This is a genomic window from Dehalococcoidia bacterium, assembly GCA_021295915.1.
Taxonomy (GTDB): domain Bacteria; phylum Chloroflexota; class Dehalococcoidia; order Lucifugimonadales; family UBA1123; genus VXRN01.
The window spans coordinates 2,417-5,510 of the sequence record JAGWBK010000088.1 but is presented as its reverse complement, the minus strand read 5'-3'; the positions used below and the strand labels follow the sequence as shown (position 1 = coordinate 5,510).

At 52.6% G+C, this 3,094-nt stretch carries 2 protein-coding genes; both read left to right on the top strand.

Annotation, left to right across the window (positions count from 1 at the left end; translation table 11 throughout):
- A partial coding sequence (locus J4G14_15150; GenBank protein MCE2459125.1) for a hypothetical protein occupies positions 1-185 on the top strand: 185 nt, incomplete at its 5' end.
- Between the two features lie 271 nt (positions 186-456).
- Positions 457-3,094: leucine-rich repeat protein (locus tag J4G14_15145; GenBank protein MCE2459124.1), on the top strand; the 2,638-nt coding region annotated here is incomplete at its 3' end.

Genomic DNA, 3,094 nt, shown 5'->3' with positions numbered 1-3,094 from the left:
TCACCCCGAACCTGGGCTATGACCACAGCGACAACGGCAGCTCCCGCAGCCGTGTCGGTCTTGCCTACGCCTTCTCCAGCGACCTCGACAGGGACATCGAGCTGCGCCTGGATCTGACCCGCAGCGAGCGCCGTCAGGAGGACCCGGACCACAGCATCGAGCTGAGCGCCAGCCTGCGCTTCTGATCCTGGGCTGCCGATCGGCAGCCCGGTTCATTGGGCCGGGGCCGTGGCCAGTAGTGTTTCCCTGACGAGAGGGAGAAGCAATTGTTCAAGATGCCCCTGAAGTGGTTCTGGGGAGAGAAGCAAGCATGAGCCTGCTGGGATGTGGCGAGGGGACACTACGGTGAAGAAGTTTGAAAATAGTTGGCAGTGGACAGAAAACAGTCGTCAGGCTGTACAATTATATCAATCTTCAAAAGATTGATCCTGAATGCAGGTCGTTGGGGCATCAGTCATGAGCCGATCTTCATGGTACCATCGCTTCATCTCCCCGCTTACATCTTCTCGCCTTGCCAATGGGCGCGCCGCATCCCGCCAGCCCACTTCTACCTCCGACAGCTTCATGTCTTCATTGTCACTGGCCCGCATCACTGCGGGTATTCGCGATTCCGACTGGATGCAGGGCACGGGGCCTCGGTCTCGTCAAGGGCTTGTTGGGTGTGGTGATGGACAACCTGCATCGATGAGCTCCCTGTCAGATCAGTCAAACCATGCCAGCAGCACAATGTCCAGTAGCAATGCTCTGACTTCAACGTCGTCCTTCTCCTGGACACGTCACATCAACTTCTCCCGTCAGACTTTCAAGGCCTGGACATCTTTTTTTCTAACCTGTGCCGCTCCACCACTGGCTGCTCTCCTCATCCTCTCTCCAGATGTTCACGCTCAGTCTCTGGATCTCACTCCAGCAAGCCTGACAGTAGTCGAAGAAGGTGAGGCCAGCAGCTACACGGTGAAGCTCACCAGCCAGCCCACCGACACGGTGACGGTCACCGTCAGCACGGGCGCGGGTGTGACGGTGGATACCGATGCCAACACCGGCGGTAATCAGAACACTCTCAGCTTCACCACCGCAAGCTGGAATATACCACAGACGGTGGATGTAAGAGTGGACCAAGATGTCGATAATACCGTGACGCTGTCCCACACTGCCAGCGGCGGCGACTATGGCTTGGTGACGGCAAGCTTGAGTGTGCACGTTCAGAATATCTGTGAACGCATGAATGAATTGAGTTCTGATGGAAAAACTTGTACTCTTAACTCTGAAGGAATCACTTCATTAAATTCAGGTGACTTCGATGGGCTTTCTAATCTAGGAACTCTCTATCTAGATAGAAATGACCTAAGTAGCCTGCCGGAAGATATCTTCACTGGGCTCTCTAATCTACGAGTTATCTTTCTAACTGTAAATGACCTAAGCAATCTACCAGAAGATTTATTCGATGGACTCTCTAATCTACGCCTACTCGGGCTGAGTAACAATCCTCTAGCCAACCTACCAGAAGATATCTTTGATGGGCTCTCTAATCTACAAGTTCTCTATCTGAGTGGCAATAACCTGAGTAGCCTGCCGGAAGATATCTTCGATGGACTCTCTAATCTAGAGAGACTCTGGCTGACTGACAATGGCCTAAACAGCCTGCCGGAAGATATCTTTGATGGGCTCTCTAATCTAACACATCTCTATCTGTATGACAATGACCTAAGCAGCCTGCCGGAAGATATCTTCGCTGGGCTCTCTAATCTAAAATATCTCAATCTAAGTAACAATAACTTAAACAGCCTGTCGGAAGATAGCTTCGATAATCTCTCTAATCTGAAAGAGCTCAATCTGAGTAACAATGACTTAAACAGCCTGCCGGAAGATAGCTTCGATAGGCTCTCTAATCTGAAAGAGCTCAATCTGAGTGACAATGACTTAAACAGCCTGCCGGAAGATAGCTTCGATAGGCTCTCTAATCTGAAAGAGCTCAATCTGAGTAACAATGACTTAAACAGCCTGTCGGAAGATATCTTCGATGGACTCTCTGGTCTAGAAAGACTCTATCTACATGACAATGACCTAAGCAGCCTGTCGGAAGATATCTTTGCTGGGCTCTCCAATCTAGGAAATCTCCGGTTGCATGGCAATGACCTAAGTAGTTTACCGGAAGACTTCTTCGCTGGGCTCTCTAAACTAAAATATCTTAATCTGAGTAACAATGACCTAAACAGTCTGCCGGAAAATATCTTTGCTGGGCTCTCTAAACTAAAATATCTTAATCTGAGTAATAATGACCTAAACAGTCTGCCGGAAAATATCTTCGCTGGGCTCTCTGGTCTAAAAAGACTCGGGCTGAATGACAATAGTTTAATCTGTTTACCGAGGAGTCTACCGTTAAGTGTGACGGTCGATGTTGAGCTGCCGCGGTGTGGCAACCTCCTGCTGGTGCTCGCACCAACCTCACTGGTGGTAGCTGAAGGTGGAAGCGGCAGCTACACAGTGGCCCTTGGCAGCGAGCCCACCGCCGCGGTGACGGTCACCCTCAGCGCAGGCGCGGGCGTGACGCTGGATGCTGATGCCGCCACCAACGGCAACCAGAACACCCTCACCTTCTCCACCGCAAACTGGAGCACACCACAGACGGTGGTGGTGAGCGGGGAGCAGGACGATGACGCGGTCGATGAGACCGTGACGTTGTCCCACAGCGCCAGCGGCGACTATGGCTCGATCAGCGGGAATCTGGTAGTGACGGTGACAGATGATGAAACGGCCGCTCTGCTTCTCACACCGTCCTCACTGACGTTGGTCGGAGGTGGTAGCAGCAGCTATACGGTGGCCCTTGCCAGCCAGCCCACCGCTGCGGTGACGGTCCGCCTCAGCTCTGGCTCGGGCTCTGGCGTGACGCTGGATACCGATGCCACCATCAACGGCAACCAGAACACCCTCAGCTTCTCCACCGCCAACTGGAACACCCCACAGACGGTGGAGGTAAGCGTGGGGCAAGATGTCGATGACGCCGTGATCCTGTCCCACAGCGCCAGCGGTGGCGACTATGGTTCGATAACGGCAAACTTGCCTGTGAATGTTCAGAATATCTGTGAACGCATGGATG